Annotated in this window: 16 protein-coding genes and 1 pseudogene; 2 read left to right on the forward strand and 15 right to left on the reverse strand. The window is 57.2% G+C overall.

All coding sequences use genetic code 11. The features are described 5' to 3' along the window. Positions 1-29: 29 nt before the first annotated feature. Positions 30-1028, forward strand: a complete 999-nt coding sequence (locus tag AB4O16_RS01790) for an NADP-dependent oxidoreductase (protein ID WP_460156815.1) — start codon at positions 30-32, stop codon at positions 1026-1028. A gap of 134 nt (positions 1029-1162) precedes the next feature. Here the strand turns inward: AB4O16_RS01790 and AB4O16_RS01795 are convergent, their stop codons facing one another. The 14 genes from AB4O16_RS01795 to AB4O16_RS01860 form a co-directional block, all read right to left on the reverse strand. After that, entirely contained in the window at positions 1163-4249 is a 3087-nt protein-coding gene (locus AB4O16_RS01795; protein WP_460156816.1) for an efflux RND transporter permease subunit, read from the reverse strand. Further along, on the reverse strand, positions 4246-5364 hold the full coding sequence (locus AB4O16_RS01800) for an efflux RND transporter periplasmic adaptor subunit (RefSeq protein ID WP_460156817.1): 1119 nt from the start codon (positions 5362-5364) through the stop codon (positions 4246-4248). Before AB4O16_RS01800 ends, AB4O16_RS01795 begins: the two co-directional genes overlap by 4 nt. An 80-nt stretch (positions 5365-5444) precedes the next feature. Beyond that, positions 5445-6062 (reverse strand): TetR/AcrR family transcriptional regulator, encoded by a 618-nt coding sequence (locus AB4O16_RS01805; protein ID WP_460156818.1) that lies wholly within the window; start codon positions 6060-6062, stop codon positions 5445-5447. Positions 6063-6316: 254 nt separating this feature from the next. Continuing rightward, positions 6317-7735 (reverse strand): aldehyde dehydrogenase family protein, encoded by a 1419-nt coding sequence (locus tag AB4O16_RS01810; RefSeq protein WP_160386809.1) that lies wholly within the window; start codon positions 7733-7735, stop codon positions 6317-6319. Between the two features lie 12 nt (positions 7736-7747). Then, entirely contained in the window at positions 7748-8788 is a 1041-nt protein-coding gene (locus AB4O16_RS01815) for a homoserine dehydrogenase (protein WP_460156819.1), read from the reverse strand. 114 nt (positions 8789-8902) lie between these two features. After that, the gene (locus AB4O16_RS01820) at positions 8903-9340 is read right to left on the reverse strand and encodes an Lrp/AsnC family transcriptional regulator (RefSeq protein ID WP_030130664.1); all 438 of its coding nucleotides are present in this window, start codon (positions 9338-9340) and stop codon (positions 8903-8905) included. Then, positions 9337-10725 (reverse strand): threonine synthase, encoded by a 1389-nt coding sequence (gene thrC / locus AB4O16_RS01825; protein WP_460158107.1) that lies wholly within the window; start codon positions 10723-10725, stop codon positions 9337-9339. The genes AB4O16_RS01820 and thrC overlap by 4 nt, the downstream gene beginning before the upstream one ends. 18 nt (positions 10726-10743) lie before the next feature. Next, on the reverse strand, positions 10744-11634 hold the full coding sequence (locus AB4O16_RS01830; protein WP_460156820.1) for a LysR substrate-binding domain-containing protein: 891 nt from the start codon (positions 11632-11634) through the stop codon (positions 10744-10746). 51 nt (positions 11635-11685) lie between these two features. Then, complete coding sequence (locus tag AB4O16_RS01835; protein WP_460156821.1) at positions 11686-13119, reverse strand: amino acid permease; 1434 nt, start codon at positions 13117-13119, stop codon at positions 11686-11688. A gap of 136 nt (positions 13120-13255) precedes the next feature. Beyond that, complete coding sequence (locus AB4O16_RS01840) at positions 13256-14524, reverse strand: cystathionine gamma-synthase family protein (RefSeq protein ID WP_460156822.1); 1269 nt, start codon at positions 14522-14524, stop codon at positions 13256-13258. A 290-nt stretch (positions 14525-14814) separates the two neighbouring features. Then, positions 14815-15198 carry a VOC family protein gene (locus AB4O16_RS01845; RefSeq protein ID WP_160386804.1) on the reverse strand — a complete coding sequence of 128 codons (384 nt, stop codon included), beginning with the start codon at positions 15196-15198 and terminating at the stop codon, positions 14815-14817. A gap of 20 nt (positions 15199-15218) precedes the next feature. Further along, positions 15219-16331: an S-(hydroxymethyl)glutathione dehydrogenase/class III alcohol dehydrogenase gene (locus AB4O16_RS01850; protein WP_460156823.1), complete on the reverse strand. Its 1113-nt coding sequence runs from the start codon at positions 16329-16331 to the stop codon at positions 15219-15221. 110 nt (positions 16332-16441) lie between these two features. Beyond that, positions 16442-17410, reverse strand: coding sequence for an ABC transporter substrate-binding protein (locus AB4O16_RS01855; protein ID WP_460156824.1), 969 nt, complete (start codon positions 17408-17410; stop codon positions 16442-16444). Between the two features lie 125 nt (positions 17411-17535). Then, positions 17536-18375 carry a HalD/BesD family halogenase gene (locus AB4O16_RS01860; protein ID WP_460156825.1) on the reverse strand — a complete coding sequence of 280 codons (840 nt, stop codon included), beginning with the start codon at positions 18373-18375 and terminating at the stop codon, positions 17536-17538. Positions 18376-18484: 109 nt separating this feature from the next. Here AB4O16_RS01860 and AB4O16_RS01865 point away from each other — a divergent pair, with 109 nt between their 5' ends. Next, a complete protein-coding gene (locus AB4O16_RS01865) occupies positions 18485-19396 on the forward strand; it encodes a LysR family transcriptional regulator (protein ID WP_160386800.1) in 912 nt (303 codons plus the stop codon). A 59-nt stretch (positions 19397-19455) separates the two neighbouring features. Here the strand turns inward: AB4O16_RS01865 and AB4O16_RS01870 are convergent. Then, positions 19456-21110, reverse strand: a pseudogene (locus AB4O16_RS01870) (arylsulfatase). Positions 21111-21130: the final 20 nt, after the last annotated feature.

The following is a 21130-nucleotide window of genomic DNA, read 5'->3' on the forward strand; positions in this document are numbered from 1 at the left end:
CCATTTGTATCTATGAGAGATGAATCAACATGAAGGCATTTCTAATCGACCGTTACGGCAAGAATAGTGGCCGTATCGCCGAGGTGCCCGCACCTGAAGTGGGTGCCCATGACGTCCTGGTTCAAGTGCATGCCACAAGTGTCAACGTGCTTGATTCAAAGATCAGTACAGGCGAATTCAAACTGATCTTGCCGTACTCATTTCCGTTGATTTTGGGCAATGATTTGGCTGGAGTGGTGGTTGGCGTGGGCTCAGCCGTGCGGCGCTTCAAGCCAGGTGACGAAGTCTACGCACGCCCTCCTCAAGAGCGCATAGGCACGTTCGCCGAGCTGATTGCGGTGGAAGAAAATGCAATCGCGTTGAAACCCAAAAATATCAGCATGGAAGAAGCGGCTTCCCTCCCCCTGGTCGCTCTGACGGCCTGGCAGGTGTTGGTTGAAACAGCCAGGTTGCAAAAAGGCCAGAAGGTCTTTATCCACGCCGGATCCGGCGGCGTTGGCAGCATCGCCATCCAGCTCGCCAAGCATCTGGGCGCCTTCGTTGCGACAACCACCAGCACAACCAATGTTGAATGGGTTAAAGCCCTGGGAGCCGACGTTGTCATCGACTACAAGAAGCAAAACTTCGAAAGCGTTTTGCAGGACTACGACGTCGTATTGAACAGCTTGGGCGCGGATGAACTGGAGAAGTCGCTCACCATTCTGAAGCCTGGTGGCCAGCTCATTTCCATCTCCGGGCCGCCGACGCCAGAGTTCGCTGAAGAGCAAAAACTGTTTTGGGGATTGGGTTTGGTGATGCGTCTGTTGAGCAGCGGTATCCGCAGAAAAGCTCGCCAGCTGAACGTCAGCTATGCGTTCGTTTTTATGCGTGCCAGTGGTGCTCAACTGAGTGAAATCACTGCTCTGATCGAGTCCGGCATTATCAAACCGGTGATCGACACAACCTTCCCTTTCGAATCGACAGCCGAGGCTTTGAGTTATGTCGAACAAGGACGATCCAAAGGTAAGGTCATCATCAAGCTCTCGTGAAGTGAGTGATCGCCAGGAATATTGCCGACGGCGCAAACGGGCCGCAGGTTCGTCGAGGCGCAGCGCCAAGGTGTAATTCAACTTCAGCATTTTTTCAAAGTCAGCGCGGCGGGATGATCCGCCGCGCTTTCCGTTTACGCAGGCTGCGCTACAGGGGCGTGATTCCTGACAGGCTTGATCCTGAACCAGATGGAATACATAGCCGGCAGGAACACCAGAGTCAGTACCGTACCCGCCAACGTTCCTCCGATCAGCGTGTAGGCAAGCGTTCCCCAGAACACAGAGTGAGTCAGCGGGATAAAGGCCAGAATCGCCGCCAGTGCGGTCAGGATCACCGGCCTGGCACGCTGTACGGTCGCCTCGACCACTGCATGAAACGGATCAAGTCCCGCTCGCTCGTTGTAATGAATCTGCCCAATCAGAATCAGCGTATTGCGCATGAGGATGCCAGACAGCGCAATCAGGCCAACCAATGCGTTAATACCGAATGGCTGCTGAAAAACAATCAGCATCGGTACGACACCGATCAGCCCTAACGGACTGGTCAGGAAAACCATGACCATGGCAGATATCGAGCGAACCTGCAGAACGAGAATTACCAGGGTGATCGCCAGCATGATGGGAAAAAGCGGCAACATCGCGACCGTAGCCTTACCGGACTCTTCGATCGAACCCGCTTGGTCGATGCGATAACCCTTCGGCAATTTCTCAATGACAGGCTGTAACTGTTCGGAAATCCTCGTTGATACGTCTGGCGGCTGCAGACCTTCGGCGATATCGCCACGCACAGTGATCGTTGGCACCCGGTCGCGCCGACGCATGACCGGCTCTTCCATGCGCACATCAACCTCGCCGAGTTGCGACAGCGGGATGCGTTGCCCGTTTGCACCAGCCAGCGTGAAGTTCATGACCATTGCCGGATCGAAGCGACTGCCTCCTGCCGAGCGGGCCACCACTTGCACCGTGCGGATGTCCTCTCGCACGGCGGTCACCGGCACGCCGCTCAACAGGAATTGCAATTGTTGCCCTACCGCGCTGGAGGTGAGTCCAAAGGCTTGCAAGCGATCCTGCTGCAAGGTGAAGTGCAGAGCAGGTGCGCGCCCTCCCCAGTCGCTATTGACTGTGCGCATCATCGGGCTGGCAACCATGACTTGCTGCACCTGGGCGGCAATCTCGCGCAACCTGACCGGATCTGGCCCGGTAACCCGGTATGCGACCGGGAATGGCGAATAAGGGCCGAACACAAGTTGCGTGACTCGCACCCGTGCCTGTGGAGCCAAGCCCCCGGAAATAGCCTCCCGCAACCGATGTTTCAACGCCTCGCGCTCTTGCTCGTTGTCCGTACGAATCACAATCTTGGCGAATGACGGGTCAGGTAGCTCCGGCCCCATCGCCATGTAAAAACGTGGCGCGCCCTGACCGATGTACGCTGTAACGATCCTGGCTTCTTTCTGCTTTGCCAGCCAGGCTTCCACTTCTGCAGTGGCGGCGCTGGTTTGGGTGATCGATGTGCCGTAAGGCATCTGAATTTCCACGAGCACTTCAGGGCGGTCGGAGACTGGGAAAAACTGCTTCTTGACCAATCCCATTCCGAGTATGGCCGCCACGAAAAGACTGACTACAGCGATCGCGACCAGCCACTTATGCGCTATGACCCTTTGCAGTATCAGGCGAAAGCGGTTGTATCGCGGCGTAGCGTACATCGCGTCATGAGCACCAGCGACCTGTTTGATGTCGGGTAGCAGCTTGACGCCAATGTAGGGTGTAAACACCACGGCAACCAGCCACGAGGCTATCAAGGCGACACCAACGATCCAAAACATGTTACTGGTGTATTCGCCTGCCGTAGAGCGGGCGAAACCATTGGGCATAAAACCGACGGCAGTGACCAGCGTGCCTGATAACATCGGAGCGGCAGTATGGCTCCAGGCGTAAGCAGAAGCGGCGATGCGGCTGTAGCCCTCCTCCATTTTCACCACCATCATTTCGATGGCGATGATGGCATCATCCACCAGCAGGCCCAGCGCCAAAATGAGCGAGCCCAGGGTGATACGATCAAAATTCTTGCCAGTCGCCGCCATCACCACGAAGACCATCGCCAAAGTCAGCGGCACGGCCGCTGCAACCACCACGCCGACGCGCCAGCCCATGCTGAGAAAACTCACCAGCATCACCACCAACAACGCGACGAAGAACTTGATCATGAATTCATCAACCGCTGAGCTGATGTTGACTGCTTGATCCGTCACCTTGGTCAGGCTCATCCCCAGCGGCATCTCTGCGTTGATCCCCTCTACCTCGGTGTCCAGTGCCTTGCCCAGATCCAGGCCGTTCCAACCATCGCGCATGACAATACCCAACAACAGCGCCGGCTCACCACCATTGCGGATCATGAAGGTTGCCGGGTCTTCATAGCCACGCTTGATGGAAGCGATGTCCGACAACTTCAGCGTCATGCCCTGCGCGATGATCGGGGTGTCACGGATTTTCGACATTTCATCAAACGAGCCATCCAGACGAATGAACACTTGGGGCCCTTGGGTTTCCACGGAGCCGGCCGGCGTCAGAACGTTCTGGCCGTTCAGCGCGGCGAACACTTCCTGCGGGCCGATGCCCAGCGTTGCCAAACGCTCATGCGAAAACTCTACATAAATGCGCTCGGCTTGCTCACCGATAATGTTTACCTTCTTCACACCCGCTACATGCAGCAAACGCTGACGCAGTTTCTCGGCGTCACGTACCAGCAAACGCTGTTGCTCCCCTCTGGCCTTGAGCGCGAACAGAGCAAACGTGACATCCGAGTATTCGTCGTTGACCATTGGCCCAATCACACCGGCCGGTAGCTCCTTCGATTCGTCGCTGACCTTCTTGCGCGCCTGGTAGAACTCTTCGGGCACCTGCGATGGTGGCGTGCTGTCGAGCAGCGTCAGGGTCGTAAAGGCGAGACCAGGACGCGTGTAGGTTTCGCTACGGTCGTACCAGCGGAGCTCCTGGAGGCGCTTTTCGATTTTCTCCGCCACCTGATCCTGCATTTCCTGGGCAGTTGCCCCAGGCCAAGCGGTGACGATAGTCATCACTTTCACCGTGAACGCCGGGTCTTCCGCTCTCCCTAGCTTGAAGAATGCAACGAGCCCGGCCAGAGAGATCAGGCACACCAGGAACAGTGTCACGGAGCGCTCGCGTACCGCGAGTGCGGACAGATTGAAGCGACGCTCACTCATCGACGCACCCCTTCAATAGTCGCGACGTTGCTTTGCTCCGTCACTCGAACTGGCTGGCCTTCCCGTAGCAGGTGGACGCCGAGCGCAACGATCTGCTGACCTGGCTTTAACTCACCGGAGATTCGTGCGAGTTCATCATCAAGTTGTTGAACCACAACTGGCTGCCAGTGAACTTGCGTCGGCTCTCCCCTTACGAGCCATACTCCCGGGCCGTCGCCGGAGTCGTACAGCGCGCCTATTGGTACCTGCACACTGCCTGCCTGGATGGAAGACAGTTCATCTGGAATTTGCAATGTGATGGTGGTGCCCAGAGGAGCAATTGCCTGCTCGCCGTCCAGCACGTAGCGCGCTTCGAACGTTCTGGTCAGGCTGTCGGCAACATCCGATAACTGCCGCAACTTCGCAGCCACGCTGGGGCCTTCTTTGCCGTAGAGCGAGGCCTGTGCAATCGAACCGATTGTGGGGCGCAGGGTTTCCGGCAATTGGATCAGCGCTTCTCGTGGCCCGGCATGCGCTACGCGTACCACCACCTGTCCGGCATTCACCACCTGACCTGGTTCGACCAGCGTGTCCATGACGATGCCATCCGCGTCCGCACGCAATTCTGCATATTGGATGGTGTTAAAGGCCACTTGCGCCTGAGCCTGGGCAGCGCTGAGCTGTGCCCCGGAAGCATCCGCCGCCGCCTTGAATTGGTCGTAGGTCGAGGCGGATATCGCACCCGTTCCACGCAGCACGCGGTAACGTGCTTCGTCCTGGACTGTTTGTCGCGCTCGCGCTTGCGCAGCTGTAACCGCCTCGCGTTGCGCATGTGCGGCCAGTTTCAAATCGACTGGGTCGATGCGCATGAGGGTTTGGCCGCGCTTCACGGTTTGCCCCGTATCAACCAGGCGTTCCAGCACTTTGCCGGAGACTCGAAAGCCCAGGTCACTTTGAACACGAGCCGCTACGATGCCGGTGAAAGTGCGTGGTGTTCGTGTCGCCGCTTGAGCGATCGCGATACGCACCGCCGGCGATTGGGTGCGTGGATCGTTTAGCGTTGTTTCGCCGCAAGCGACCAACGCAAGTGGAAACAGGCAAATGACAATAGGTAATGCAAAGCGGCGCAGGCGCATGAGCGTCCCATACAAAAAAGATCGGGACGCCCACATTGTATCCAGTGACCAATATAGTCAATAGTCACTATCGTATTTAATTAAGGCGAAAGGCTGCGCAGCACCAGGCTGGACAATTTACCGGGCGCCTCATCGATGTAATCGAAACCGTGCTGCAGGAGCAGCGGGTTAAGGTATGGCCGAATGACCAGATAAATCGACATGACGGTTTCATCCAGAGGTGTCTTGTGCTCGAAGTCTCCGCTTTGGCGACCTTCCTGCAGAACATTTTGAAGCAATTCGCGGATGCGCTCCTCGTAATCGATCGTCGCCCCCCAGCGCTCGGACGCTGCTGAAGTGGCAATCTCGTAGAGCTTGCGATCCTGTGAGAAAAGGCGAAGGCTCGCCTCGACTATCGCCTTGAACAACCGCCGTAACTTCTCCGGCGGGTGATCGGCTTCGTTGACCGCTGCCCTTACCTCGGCCTCGATCTGGCTCAGGCAATTGGCACAAATCATCTCGCCAATCGCCTGTTTGGATTCGAAAAACTTGTAGATATAGGCCTTGGAGAAACCGATTGATCGAGCGAGATCGGAGACGGTCGTCTTCTCGTAGCCATAATGACTGAAGTGCTCGGTGGCGGCCGCGACGATCTGAGTGCGTACATCGTGGTCGGCCGGGCCGCGAGCCGGTGCTGAATTAGTGACTGTTTGACCCATGATTTACCGCTCACCGTCTGCCATAGAAGTAGACAATTAGTGACTTATTTTCTTTTTGGTTACAAGAGTGAAGACCCTGTCTTTGGCTTTTTTGGCGGGGCGTTCATTCCGGATGAGAGCATCCGAGAGGAATTCAACGACTCATGACGGTTGCAAGTTCGTGCGATTCACTTCCGCTTCTTAGCAAAGGGAACATCGGGTGTCAGATAAAAATGTCCACCCGATGTGAGTCGATGACAACCTGATTCGCAGGTTTAATCCAGCTCGCTGATGCAGACCACTTTAGGCTGCGTCATGTCCTCATACGCAAATCGAACACCCTCGCGCCCCAGGCTTCCGTACTTGAAACCACCGAAAGGCATGGCATCGAAACGATAGTCGGAAGAGTCATTGATCATCACGCCACCCGCTTCAATCTGTCGCGCCAGTTTCAAAGCCTTGGAAATGTCACGTGTGAAAAGACCTGCATGCAGGCTGTACTCTGTTGTGTTGGCCAGAGCGACAGCGTCTTCCAGGTGGTCAAAAGGCTCCAGGATAACCACCGGCGCGAAGACTTCCTGTTGCCAGATCGTACTGCCATGGCTCACATGCTCCAGCACGGTCGGCGCATAGCTTCCCGATTGGCGATGGTGCCCGCACAGAAGCACAGCGCCCTCGGCCAGAGCCTCATTGACCAATTGCTCGGTACGACGCGCTGCCTGTTCCGTAATCATCGGACCTACATCCGTTGCTCGCTGGTCAGGATCGCCCACTACCAATTCGCGCGTTTGACTGACAAAACGCTCACGGAAGTCCTCGTAAATTGAACGATGGACAAGGATGCGCTGCGTGCCGATGCAATTCTGCCCTGCTGCCCAGAAGGCACCAGACACACAGGACTCGACTGTCGGTTCGATATCACAATCTTCAAGCACGAGAACCGGGGCATTTCCTCCCAGATCCATTGCCAGCTTCTTCAACCCGGCACTACGAGCGATGGCCTCTCCCGTGGCAAAACCACCGGTAAAGGAAATCATCCGAACTTCGCGTACTTCCACCAAGGCTTTACCCAGGTCGACGCCACCCGTAGCCGGGGTAATCACAGAGGGTGGAAGACCCGCTTTGACCAAGCACTCAACGAGCTTGAGAGCAGACAGTGGCGCGAGTTCCGAGGGTTTCAAAATCACGGCATTGCCACCGGCGATTGCCGGGCCGAGTTTATGGGCGACCAGATTCAGTGGGTCGTTGTAGGGCGTGATTGCGACGATAAGCCCCAACGGTTCCCGCGTGAACCAGCCTTGGCGCGACTCCGATCCTTCATAAGCCCCAAATGGAATCACTTCCCCGGCGTTGCGACGCGCCTCTTCTGCCGAAAGCTTCAACGTGTTCACGCAACGCTTCACTTCCTTCTCTGCTTGTCGCAGCGTTTTTCCCGCCTCGGCAACGATCAGCCTGGCAAATGCTTCAGACTCAAGCTCCACATACCGGGCGGCGTCCTCAAGAATGCGCGCACGCAGGTGACGAGGCATTGCCGCACTCTCGCGCACGCCGATTCGTGCGCGTTCCAGCAGGCCAGGAACGGCGGCTGCATCGAGGCAAGGGACGCTCCCTACCAAGCGACCATCGAATGGACTGAACACATCAATCTGTTTGGTTTCAACAAGCTGGATACTGGCCATGCTGGATACGCTCATGACTATCTCCTGTTATTTGCCGTGGGCGGTGTGGATGGCGACGATGTCCGACAGCAATGCGAAGGCTGTCTCGATACGCCCTGCCCCAGGCCCGGATACCGTGACGGCGCCGAGCAGTTCGGTATTGAATGACACGGCATTCGTGGCGCCGGCAATACCTGCCAGAGGATGGGCATTGGGCAGCAGACGGGCCTCGACACTCGCTCGAACCGAGCCATCGGCTTCACGATTGGCTGAACCAATCAGTTTCCAGCTCGCGCCATTGGCGCTTGCCTTAGCGATATCTTCTGGACTGATGCCGCTGATACCCGAACATGCCACATCACTGACTCTCAATCGCGCATCGAGCAGTTCGTTGGCAAGAATCACGACCTTGAGGCGCACATCAAACCCTTCCACATCGGCGGTCGGATCTGCCTCGGCATAACCGAGTTGTTGCGCTTGCGTGACTGCATCGTTGAACGTCATGCCGTCTTTCATTTGTGTGAGCACGTAGTTCGAAGTGCCGTTGAGGATGCCTTCGAAGCCTTGTACGTTGACACCTGCCAAGGCCTGCCGGGCCAGACGAATCACCGGGGTGCCACTCATCACCGCTCCCTCGTATTCGAATGCGACCCGGTTGCGCCGGGCCAATGCCTTGAGCTCGGCACCGTGCAGCGCAATAGGTCCCTTGTTGGTGGTTACTACATGAATGCCGCTTTCCAGGGCCCAGCGGCAAAAGGTAGTGGCGGGTTCGCCATCCACCGGGTTGGTGAAGGTAGCCTCAGCGATGATGTCTGCACCGCAATGCTTGATCACGGTTTCGTTGAAGGCCTCGGCATTGCCGCCGGGCACTTGAGCGAATGCGCCTTTCTCAACCGGCAGCGCGACCAGCTGCTTTGCATCCAGACCGTCTTTGGCAACGATGGAGCCGAGGAACAGATCGGTGACACCGACAATCTTGACCGTGAAGCCCAGGGACTCTTTCCACTCGGCATTACGATCGGCGACCAATTGGGCGAAGCCACGGTTCACGCCACCAAACCCTACCAAGGCAATTTTGTACTCAGTCATGAACGCTGTTCCTTTATTGATGTTGTTCGACAGGAACATCCTAAGAGCCGGGCTTTGGCAGTTGAATATGGCAGTCTGCTGTATTAGTTGGGCGTTTTGCCCAAGCACGATGTTTCAGAACACCGCCGAAAGGACGAACGATGTCACGGTGTTTTCCACCCCCGGCATGGCCGCGATTTCCTTCCACACGAGATGGACACGTTCAGGTGTGGCGGCATTCACGCGCAGCATCAGATCGAACTCGCCACTGAGTACTTCACACTGCACGACTTCGGGAATGGAGCGCAGCGCAGCCAGTACTTCCTCGCCACGCATGCGGTCGTAGCGGTAGACGAAGATCACCGCGCTGATAAGCGACGTCGGCCGCCGCGACTCACCGAGCAGTACCGTATAGCCCTGGATCGCACCGTCGCGCTCAAGACGCTCGATGCGTTGGCGCACCGCATTGCGCGACAAGTTGATCTTGGCGCCGAGTTCGATGTGGGCTATGCGCGCATTGGCGGTAAGCTCGGCCAGTATGCGTTCGTCCAACGGATCCAGAATGCGCTTCATGCAAACCTCTGTTGTGCCAGACGAAGAGCCTGGCACAGCCCCTCCAGATCGCCCTTGGCCAGGTAAGGCGGTTGCGCGAGCACCTCGACAGTGCTCGCAACGCTTGCTTGCCAGACACCCAGTTCGGCCAACAGCGCCGCCGACTTGACCGGCGCAATTTGCCCGAAGGTGACCATTGGCGCCCCCAGGCTGCGTCGATGAAGCCGGCCGGCGAGTACACCGACAGCGGTGTGAGGATCGATGGCCGAGCCTGTCTCCCGGAACAGCCCGACCACCTCATCGCGCACCTGGGATTCGTCTACCGCATAGGAGTCGAAGAGTACTCGGGCACGCAGCCATTGCTGATTGCCGATGCTCATTTCTCCGCAACTTTCAAAATGCTCCATCAGCGCTTTTGTTGAGCCGCCATCGTGCTCGTAAATCTCCCAGACAAACCGCTCCAGGTTGGAAAACAACGAGAAGTCCATCGCCGGCGATACGGTTCGACTCGTCATCCGGGTGGAGTAGCGATTGCAATGAAAAAACTGGTGCAGGGCATCATTGCTGTTGGTGGAAATGATCACCTGATTGATGGGTAATCCCATCTTTTGCGCAATATAACCAGCGTAGATTTCGGCCGAGCTGGCAGCGGGAACGCTAAAGCCAACGGGACGCGAGCCACCGCCCAGTTGCAACGCCGCGTGGAAGTAGAAAACGATCTGCGCCAGAACGCCGATCCAGTTGGTCGAGTTGAAACAGACCGGTAACACTCCGTCCAACGGCCACTCACGCAAGAGTCGGGCGACCAGCGTCTGGCAATCATCGAAATTGCCGTCAACTGCAAACAGCTGAACCCGCTGCGGGTCGGCTGCCTGCAAGGCACTGAGTTGCTCAGGCGCAAGCCCGTCGCGCGGATACAGTATCGCCATGCGGGTGGCCGGGCTGTCAGCAAAGGCTTCAAGCGCAGCGACGCCGGTATCACCGTTGGTTGCACCGACCACCAACGCTTCCTTACCGACCTCCTCCAGAAAATGCTCGACCAGGCGCGCCTGCAATTGCGCGGCGAAATCCTTGGAAGAACCGGTCGGACCATGAAACAGCTGGAGTATCCATTCGTTATGCCCGATCTGTTCAAGCGGCGTGATCGCACGGTGTTTGAACTGCTGATAGCTGTCACTGAGCAAACCACGCAGGGTGCTTTCGTCTATGGACGAACCAACGAAAGGCGAGATTATCCGCCATACCAGTTCATCAAACGGCAGCCATGACCAGCTGGTGATTTGTTGCTCAGTGAATACCGGCAAACGGGTCGGGACATACAGACCACCCTTTTCGGCGAGCCCCGACAGCACCACACTGCGAAAATCCGCCCGCATGTCACCGCCGCGCGTGCTTACATAATCCATGACCCCTCCCAATCGGTATTACAAAAGGCGATGGGCTTGAGCCACCAGCCAGGTAGAAAAATTTGCGGCATCTGGCGATAGCGCTTCGGTCTGTTCGTGCACCAGATAAAAAGACTCGCTGGCCTCGATTCGGTGACTGAATGGCGCAACCAATTGCCCACTCTTGAGCAAGTCCTCGACCACGGAAGAGCGTGCCAGCGCAACGCCCTGCCCCAACTCGGCCATGCGGATCGTGGAAATCAGCGTGTCAAACTGAAGGCCACGGGAATAGTCGACGTCGCCGGCTCCCACTCGCTTCAACCAGTAACCCCATCCTTCTTCGTACCCCAACACATGAAGCAGGGAATGGTTCATCAAGTCGCGAGGCTCATGGATGGGTGAGCTGGCCATGAGCGTTGGGGAGCAAACAGGCTGAAGGATGTCCCAGGTCAATCGTTGAGCGTGCAAGCCCGACCACTCACCACATCCCCAGCGAATCTCCAGGTCATCCTCGCCGTCCGGTTCTTTCACCCAAATATTGCTGATGTATCGAATATCAATCTGCGGATACTCCCGACAGAAATCCGCGAGCCGGGGGGCCAACCAATAGTGAAGAAAGGACAGGCTGCCACGCACCTTCAAATGTCTTCGATTGTGCTGGCCGAAAATCTCGTTTGTGCCGACTGCAAGGCGACTGATCGCGTCCTGTACGACAGGCAGGTACGACTGCCCTTCCTCGGTCAAGCCAAGCCCTCGGGGCAAGCGCTTGAACAGCGCCACACCGAGGTGACCTTCCAGCTGACGGATCTGCTGACTCACAGCCCCTTGAGTCAAATGGAGCTCCTCGGCCGCGTGGGTAAAGTTCAAATAACGCGCCGATACTTCGAATGCCCTCAACCAGTTCAAGGGTGGTAGTGACTTTTGACTCATCGGCGCAACCTCATCAGGACTTTATCTATGCTCAATCATTGCCTGAGAAATTCACGCGGTGCCAGAGGAATGAACAGCGGTGGCTAAAGCCAACCGCGCTGCCCTCTTGTTTCGAGTGATCCAGTAAACGAAATAACACCACGCGATAAAGGGCAGGCCGAAGTAAAGCGCCACTCGCTGCTCAGGATCAAAAGCGATACCCACACAGGCCAGCAGACAACACAAAATCGCACCGATAGGCACCCACGGATAGCCGCGTACACGGAAATGCAGGTCTTCAACGCGTCCGCCATTGGCGACGTAATGACGACGGAACGCGATCTGGCTTGCAGCAATGCTCATCCACACGACGACGACCGCCAGACCGGAAATGGACACCAGGGCCAGGTAAACCGTATCAGGGGCGAACACACTGCTGAGCAGAGAAGCCACGGCACCGGCCATACTGAGAACGATGGCGTTCACCGGAGTGCCACGACTGGAGAGCCTGGCGTAGCGTTTAGGCATGTGTCCTTGATCGCTCAATGTCCACAGCATGCGCGATGCTGCATACAGCCCCGAGTTGGCAGCGGAAATCAGTGCCGTAAGAATGACGAAGTTCATGATGTCGGCAGAGTACGGGATGCCGATCAACTCGAACACCATGACGAACGGACTTTCTACCAGCCCCGCCTGTTCTCGTGGCAGTAACGTCGCAAGGACGAAAATAGTCCCCACGAAGAACAGCGCCAAACGTACCACTGTCGTGCGGATTGCCTTGGGTACGCTGGTTTGTGGATCTTGCGCTTCACCTGCCGCAATCCCGATCAGCTCGGTTCCGGAAAATGCGAAGGAAACCGCCAGGAGGGTCATTGCAATGGGTAAGAACCCGGTGGGGAAGAGCCCCTCACGGGTGAAGTTGGAAAGTCCCGCTCCCTGCAAGTTCTGTACTTGCAAAAGACCGAAAATTGCCGCTCCGCCGATCGCAATAAAGGTGATAACCGTCAGAACCTTGATCAGCGATAGCCAGAACTCAGTCTCCGCAAACAACCGGACAGAGACAACATTGCTCAAGAACACTGCAATGGCAAACAGCGCACTCCAAATCCACACCGGTGTATCAGGAAACCACCGAACCATCAGAATGCCCGCAGCGGTAAACTCTGAACCGATAGCGACTGCCCACGTGAGCCAGTAAAGCCAGGCCACTGTATAGCCTGTGCCTGGGCCCAGGTATCGCGTTGCGTAGCTACTGAAAGATCCGGTTTCCGGCATCTGTACAGCCAACTCACCGAGACAGACCATGACCAGATACACCATCACTGCACCGATGATGTAGGCGATCACTGCGCCGAGTGGCCCTGCCTGATTAACCGTGTAACCGGAGGTCAGGAATAACCCCGTACCGATCACACCGCCCAACGCCAACATAACGATGTGACGGGTTTGCATTTCCTTTTTGAAATGCGAGTTTGGATCTGGCTGTTTATCTATCTGTGTGGACATAGTTGTAGTCTCATGAAATGTTCGGACAAACGCCTTGTAACTGGCTGTTGGGCAGTACAATTTCGCTGTCGCTGGATTTTATTATTTTCATTCTTCATGAAGGGCTTAAGATGAATGTCGAAAGTCCTGCTCCTATTCAGGCTCCTGCCTCAATTAAACGTCGGGCACTGTCGGCGTGAAGGCTTGCATCACCTTGTGTACTTCGCACTAAAGCGAAGGCTTGTTTTAGATCCGCCAATAAATCTGCTGATTCTTCAATACCTACGGACACTCGAACCAAACCTTCGGAAATGCCAAGTGCCTGACGTTCTTCCAGGGTGTTTTCCACGTGGCTGGTTGTCCGTGCGGGCCCATAGATGGTCTCGACTGCGCCCAGATTACCCGCCCGATGCGCATATCTGAGCAGCGGGAGCAAACGAGTCACAGTGTCCATGCCGCCTTTGAGCACGAAGCTGACGATGGCGCCGAATCCGTTCATTTGCGAACGGGCGATGTCATGACCTGGATGTTGAGGCAACCCCGGATAGTTCACCGACTCGACCAACGGCTCGGTACAGAGGTACTCGGCCAACAGTTGTGCGCTCGTCTGTTGCTGGCGAAGACGCAGCGCCAGGGTCTTGATGCCGCGGATGATCAGATACGCCGAAAAAGGATCCAGCGAGGCACCATTGATCTCGCGGTAATGGCGAACTTGCGCCATCAAATGCTCGGCGCCGCACACCACGCCGCCGAGTACATCGCCATGACCGGAGAGGAATTTGGTCGCGCTGTGCACAACCACATCAACGCCTAAAGCGAGCGGATTCTGATTCAGCGGCGTCGCGAATGTGTTGTCTGCAACAACCAAAGCACCCACTCGCTTCGCCGCTGCCACAAGGCGCCGAATATCAACGATTTTCAGCGTTGGATTCGTGGGTGTTTCCAGGTACAGGACGTTGCAGCCTTTCGCGATCTCCTGCTCAAGCTCCACGGTGTCGAGCGTATCGCAAAGGGTGACTTGCACACCCATGCGTGGAAGAAACTCCTCGAATATCTTGTTCGTTCCACCGTAGCTGTCACGTGTAGATATCACACGCTGCCCATGGGAAAGGAAGGTGTGCAGTACACCGCTGATTGCGGCCATTCCGGTACTGAAAGCTACAGCTGACTCTGCGTTTTCGAGCTCACAGAGTTTATCTTCCAGGACAGAGACAGTGGGGTTGCTCATCCGGCTGTAAATGAAGCCGGGTTCCTTTCCCAATGCCACGTCGTACCACTTATCGATGTCGTCATAGCCATAGGCGGCACTGACCACGATGGGGGTCTGGGTCGCATTGTAGGGATGTTGAACTTGCTCTCCGCCCCATACGACTCGAGTCCCGATCCCGACCTCCGACGCCTGGACGGCACGTTTCCTGTTTTCCATAAAAGTCTCTCGCATCAAGGGAAACACAACCGTGTTCCAAGTGGGCTTGGGAGGACTATAAGGAAGGCTCATGATTGTGAAAAATCATGATATCCGGGAGTAAGGGGTGCTTTTTTTAATGGCTGGAAGCGGATGGCAGGATGGCAGGATGGCAGGATGGCAGGGAATCAGCGTCGTTTCATGAAGGTGGCGGGGATCGAACCCGCCAGGATTATGGCAGGTTCGATGAAAAGCTCGCGGGAGTCATGCCGGGGCCCGCTCAAAGGAGGAATGCGAAGCCCCGATAGGGCTTAGTCTGCCTTGAAGCAGTACGCGGCCAGTTTGTTACCGTCCAGATCCCGGGCATAGGCGGCATAGGCATTGGGTGCCCAGCCCCGTGGCCCGGGTGCGCCTTCGTCGGTGCCACCGCTGGCCAGGGCGGCCGCATGGAAGGCATCGATAGCAGCGCGATCCGGTGCTTCAAAGCTGACAGTGACACCGTTGCCGACGCTGGCAGGCGCGCCGTTTGCCGGCTTCAAAACGAAGAAAGACGGCGCGTTTTCGCCCCAGATGGAACCATTGTCCTCCAGGTCGGCGATGCGTTTCTGGCCGAGTGCACCGAGTACGTTGTCGTAAAAGCCCCGGGCTTTTTGCAGGTCGTTGGTACCGACGGTGACATGGGTGAAGATGCTCATCTTGATGCTCTCTTTGTTGTTCAAAAATGGATAACCGTGCGAATGCTTTTGCCTTGCTGCATCAACTCGAATGCCTTGTTGATGTCTTCAAGCCCCATGGTGTGGGTGATGAAGGTATTCAGCGGGATGTCGCCGGACTGAGCCTTCTCGACATAGCTCGGCAACTCCGAGCGACCTTTGACGCCGCCGAAGGCGGAGCCGCGCCAGACTCGACCGGTCACCAGTTGGAACGGTCGGGTACTGATTTCCTGGCCCGCGCCGGCGACCCCGATGATCACCGACTCGCCCCAGCCTTTGTGGCAGCACTCCAGGGCCGCGCGCATGAGTTGGACGTTGCCAATGCATTCAAAGGAGTAGTCGACACCGCCTTCTGTCATCTCGACGATCACGTCCTGGATGGGCCGGTCGTAGTCCCCGGGGTTGACGAAGTCGGTAGCGCCCAATTGCCTGGCGATGTCGAACTTGGCCGGGTTGATATCGATCGCGATGATCCGGCCAGCCTTGGCCATGGTGGCGCCGATAATGGCTGCCAGGCCGATGCCGCCCAGGCCGAAGATCGCCACGCTGGCGCCCTCTTCCACTTTGGCCGTGTTGAGCACCGCGCCAATCCCGGTGGTCACTCCACATCCGAGCAGGCAAACCTGTTCCAGTGGCGCGTCCCGGGGAATCCTGGCCAGGGCGATTTCCGGCAGCACGGTGTATTCCGAGAACGTGGAAGTGCCCATGTAGTGAAAGATCGGCTGCCCCTGATAAGAGAAACGGCTGGTGCCATCCGGCATCAGGCCTTTGCCTTGGGTGGCACGGATCTTCTGGCAAAGATTGGTTTTACCGGACCTGCAGAATTTGCATTCGCCACATTCCGGGGTGTACAGCGGGATCACATGGTCGCCTACCGCCAGTGAAGTCACGCCCGCGCCAACCGCTTCGACGATACCGCCGCCTTCGTGGCCAAGGATGACCGGGAAGATCCCTTCGGGATCGGCGCCAGACAAGGTAAATGCATCGGTATGGCAGACACCGGTCGCGATGATGCGCACCAGCACTTCGCCGGCTTGCGGCGGCGCCACATCGATTTCGACGATTTGCAGAGGCTGGTTCGCCGCGAAGGCGACAGCCGCTCGTGATTTGATCATGTTCATGATTCCCGGACGCAAAGAGGCGCCACTTCTTGTGTAGAAGCAGTCAAGAGATTGAGTTCAGAGGGGCGTTGCAGAGTGCGGGCGTCCTTGCCCTGGAGGCTCGGTTAAAGCGCTGCCTCGATCTTTTTGGCGGCGGTTTCGTCGACCCAGGCATGCCAGACTTCCGGGTGTTCCTTGAGGAACATCCTGGCCAGCTTCGGTGACTCGATACGTTCGCGGGTCATTCTCGCCAGGTTCTGATTCAGCAGATCGATGGGGATATTGACCTTTTCCAGGACCGCGACCAGTTCGGGCGCCTGTTCATGAAAGGCCTTGGAGAGCCCGACCATGGTAACGACGTCTTTGTTGGCCCCGGTCTTTTCTTCCAGTCTGATCGCATCGATCTGCCCCATCAGCGGAGTCGGTGACCAGTAGTAGAACAGTACCGGCTCACCGCGTTTGTAGCTGGACAGGACCGCCGCGTCCAACGCAGCGCCGGTGCCCGGGCGGAAGTTGGTGAAGGTATTTTCAAGACCGTATTCCTTGAGCATCTCGGTATTGTCCTGCTCACAAATCCAGCCCGCGGGACAGTTATAGAACCGGCCCTTGGACGGCTCTTCTGCATCGTGAAAAACACTGGCGTACTTGCTCAGGTCGGCGACGGTCTTGAGGTCGGGTGCTGGCGCCGGTCGATTGCGTTTGACGTCCCCCTCGACGACGTAACGCGGGACGTACCAGCCCTGGGTCGCACCGATGATCGGCGCGCCGACGCCGATGACCTTGCCGGCTGCCGCCGCCTTTTTCCAGACTTCGCTGCGCTCCATCCACTCCTCGCCAAACACCTGGATGTCGTTGGCGGCCAGGGCGGTCTCGAGAATGATGGTGTTACCCACCAATTGATCGGTCGCACAGCCATAACCATCCTTGAGCACGATCATCATGATGTCGGAGAGGAGCATCCCGCTCTCCCAGTTCAGGCCGGCAAACTTCACCGGCTTGCCCGACTCACACCAGCCTGCCGCCTGGCTTGACGCGCTACCGGCGAGCAGGCCAAGGGTGAGCAACGAGGCCAGCAACTTCTTCCTGCTTTTCATGATCAGACGCTCCGAATCATTATTATTGGGGGCAGCGAACTGTTGTGTGCGACACAGGAATAAACCGGCCGCAAACACGTGAAGCAAAGGCGTGAATCAATTGCATTTATTGTTATGGGTGACACTCAAACCAGTGGCTCGACCGTGGTGCGCCCGTAAAACAGTTGGCGGGCATAATTGCTGAATTCGACATTGGGTTGATCCACATAGGCGAACACCGCGTTGAGCCGCAACCGGTCCCCTTCCACCGGCGTTACCCGATGCAGTGAATAGCGGCCACGGAACAATGTCAGGGTGCCCGGCACTTGCGGCAGCACTTCCACCTGCTGTGTTTTCGGGTCATCGAGGAACTGCCTGACCGCGTCGTGGCAATCGTCGTTTTCGTTGCGCAGCATGCGCACGTACTCGAAATCCCCACCGGCGCTCGCCGCCTGGAGGGACAGCGTGACACTGAAGTCGGATCGATCGAAATGCCATCCCAGCTGCTGCCCTGCGGTGAATCCCTGCAGGTTGAGGGCGGCCAACGGATCGGCATGCCGATAGAGCGCGTCCAGGTCCAGCACATCCTTGATGAAACACAGTACATCGTCCGATTGATAGATCTGCCGGATCGAGTGGTCGGCAGGAATATCGGCATAAGCCACGGTGTCTTTTTCGGTGTCCATCAGCCGTCGCAGCGGATGCTGCGCATCGACGCCCTCCTCCTGGGGTTTGAAATAAACCGTGTGCTTTTCCCGAAAATGGAACATGCGCGGGTGCAGTGCCAGGGTTTGGTCCGCCATGGCGTCAACCGATTGATCGCGAACGAACCCCGGGAAGATTGCAACGCCCTCCTGCCCCAGCAACGACTGGCTGTTTGCGACCAGTTCAAGGTAAGCGGGATGGCTGCGATCGGTAATGGGGTAACGCTCCAGGTCGACGATATCGCCCAGGGTCAATACAGGTGTGAAAGGCAGGTTAGTCATTGTTGTTGGTCTCCGGTGGGCTCTGCTGGATTCAGATTGCAACGGCACCAAAAACAAGTCACGCTCATAATTTTACGCAATTTTGTGAATTATTTTCAGGTCGCCTGCCATGAGACTGACGCTCGATCACCTTGTGATGTTGAAAACCCTGTCGGAAGTCGATTCGGTCACAGCCGTGGCCGAGCGTCTATGGTTGACGCCTTCGGCTGTCAGTCATCGTATTCGCGAAGCCGAGCGGCGGCTTGGGGTGAACCTGACGGAACGATCGGGCGGAAAACTGCGGCTCAGCCCTGCCGGTGTGCGCCTGGAGCGAGCCGCCAGGGACATCATCGCGATACTCAATGAGGCCGAGTCCGAGGCCCGGTCCATGGCCGGTGGCGTCACCGCTTTTGTCCGCATGGGCGTCACCTCCTACGGCCCGTTTCGCTGGATTCCGAAATTCATCAAGCACTATTCCAGCCTTCGGCCCGACATCGAAATCACCCTGGTCACCGTGCCCCGCGATGACGTTTACGCGAGCCTGATGCAAGGCCGGCTCGACGTGTCCATCATCGATGACGGCATGGTGCCGAGTGGCGTGGCAAAACTGCCGCTGTTTCGCGATGACCTGATTGCGATCATGGCCACGGACCATCCCCTGGCGGGCAGGACGAATATCTACGCCGAAGACTTCAAGACCTACAACCTGGTGACCTACTCGACCGATCGCGCCAGCGGTTGGGAATACGACCGGTTCTTCGCCCCCGCCAGCATCTTGCCGCGCCGCATGATCACCGTGGAGTTGATCGAAGCCATCGTCGAACTGGTGCGTTCAGGCTACGGAATCAGCATATTGCAACGCGACCTGGTGACCCCCAGCCTCGAGCGCGGGGAATTGGCGTGGGCCGCTCTGAATGACGGACTGGATATCGCCTGGAACGCCATCGTCCGCCCTTCGGAGCGGGATGACAGTGAGGTCAATCAAATGGTCAGAGCGCTTGATGCGTGGATAAAGAATGCTGAAACACTTGGGCACCGCTAATAAAGCCGGGCGTTCAAACGTTCAATTCCCAACGTTCCGGAACACGCAAGGACTGAGGGTTAATGCGTCGCAAACACCACACCCACCTGCTCTGCATACTTTAACCAGGCCTCCTTGAGCCGCTGCACCGTCTCAGGCTGGGAGGCAGCCAGGTCTGTGGTTTCGCCGCGGTCCTGTGCCAAATCAAACAATTGCCATTGCAACGGTTGCGCGCTTGCGCCAAAGCCTGCCTGGGGTCGCAGGCCCAACAGCTTGAGATTGCCTTCTCGGTAATAAGCATTGCCGAACAGCTCTCCGGCCAGGCCGTCGTTGCCGTGCGGGCTGCCATTACCGGCAAGCATTGACAGCATTGATTTACCGGTGATCGGGTGTTTACTCGTGTCCGTTGGCGCTTCGTTTGGCAATGCGATACCCGCCAGTTCCAAAAAGGTTGGTGCCAGGTCATCTACCCGTGCAACACCGCGCTCCATGCCTTGGCGACGCAGTGTCTTGGGCAGTTGGATGATCGCCGGCACGCTAATGCCGCCCTCGGCGGTGGTGCCTTTGAACAAGTGGAACGGCGCTGCACTGACCTCGGCCCAGCGCAGGCCATAGTCGATCTGAGAACCCTTCTGCCCGAGGTTGGCAAAGCCATTGTCAGTGTGCGCGCCCGGCGGATAGAACCGGGTGTGGTTCTCCCCGGCCGCACCGTTATCCGACATGAACACGATCAACGTGTTGTCGTACTGCCCACTCTCGCGCAGATAATCGATCACCCGGCCAATGTTATGGTCAAGGTTATCGACCATGGCGGCGTAGATTTCCATCTTCCTCGACTCGACACGCTGCTGTTCAGGACTCAACTGGTCCCATCCCGGCAACGCTGGATTGACCGGTAGCGGATTCGCAGGCTGGGCATCCCTGGCTATAAGGCCGAGGCTTTTCATCCTTTCGATCCGGGCCAGACGAACGCTGTCATACCCCTGATCAAATTGTCCCTGGTACTTGTCCAGGTATTCCCTGGTGCTTGTAGCGGCCAGTGCGGCGAGGTGTAGGCGGCGTAGGCGAAAAACGGCTTGCCGTCCTTTTTGCTGTTTTGCAGGTAGCTGATCAGCTTGTCGGTGTAGAAATCCGTGGAGTAAAAGTTGTCCGGCAACGTCACGGCCTTTCCGTTTTCGCGATAGTGCACTTGCTCGATTTTTGTCGGATCGACACTCGAGGGTTTGAAGTGTGCAGCACCGCCCTCAAGCAAAGTGAAAGACTGCTCGAACCCCCGTTGGTCCGGGCCCTGATCCGCCTCCAGCCCCAAGTGCCACTTACCCACCATCAGCGTGCTGTAGCCGCCTTTTTTCAGTAGTTCGGCAATTGAATAGGATCGCTGGTTCAAATACCCCTCATAACCTGGCTTGCCGCGTTGAAAGGGTTGCAGCGCTTCAGCCATGGTGCCGAGCCCGGCGAGGTGATTGTCGGTGCCGGACATCAGCATCGAACGCGTGATCGAACAGGTGGGCGCCGCGTACATGTTGGTGAACTGCACACCATCGTGGGCCAACTGATCCAGGGTCGGCGTACTGATGTCACCGCCATAGCTGCCCAGGTCGGAGTAACCCAGGTCATCGGCCACAATCAGCAGGATATTGGGCTGTGCAGATTCAGCGCTGGCCGCCATGACCAGGCTGCTGCCCAACGCCAGCATGGCCGTCAATAAAGTTTGCGGCAGACGAAAAAGAGGCATGTTGTTTCTCTTGTTGTGTT

Source organism: Pseudomonas sp. S2_H10 (assembly GCF_054668285.1).